Below are 511 nucleotides of genomic sequence, written 5' to 3'. Positions count from 1 at the left end.
GCAGGGGGGCGCGGCGGGCGGCCGGCGGGCCGCCCGCCGCGGTGAGCCGGATCTCCCCGGCGGGGTGGCGGACGTCCGAGCCGGCGCGGGCGGCCGGGTCCTTCCAGAGGGCGACCAGCGTCGATGCGTTCACAGGCTTCTCCCGTTCGAGGCGGATGGTGCGGTGGGCTCCGACGGCGCCGGGGTGCGCGGGGCCGGAGAGTCGGGGGGATCCAGCAGCAGCACCGAGGGGGTGCGGGCCGGGAAGGCCAGCCGCAGCAGCGCGTACCCGATCCCGGCCAGACCGCCGAGCAGGCCGGGGACGGCGACGGCGTCGGGGGTGGCGCAGCGCGGCCCGTACCGGTCCAGGGCGGTCAGCAGGGTGCCGGCCCGGCCCGCCGTCAGGCCCGTCACGGCGCCCTGCGGGGAGGCGGCCAGCAGCAGTTCGAGCACCCCGGCCTCACCGTGGCGCAGGCTGTGGTCGGGCAGCGGACCGTGCTCGGCGAGGGTGGTGACCGCGGCGGCGACGTAC

General features: G+C 79.5%; 1 protein-coding gene. It reads right to left on the bottom strand.

Features of this window, described 5'->3' with window-relative positions; all coding sequences use genetic code 11:
- Positions 1–129: 129 nt before the first annotated feature.
- Positions 130–511: lanthionine synthetase LanC family protein (locus AA75_RS43265; RefSeq protein ID WP_033826048.1), on the bottom strand; the 382-nt coding region annotated here is incomplete at its 5' end.

It is taken from the genome of Kitasatospora sp. MBT63 (assembly GCF_000710465.2).
Taxonomy (GTDB): domain Bacteria; phylum Actinomycetota; class Actinomycetes; order Streptomycetales; family Streptomycetaceae; genus Kitasatospora.
This window is presented reverse-complemented; position numbering and strand designations above follow the sequence as displayed.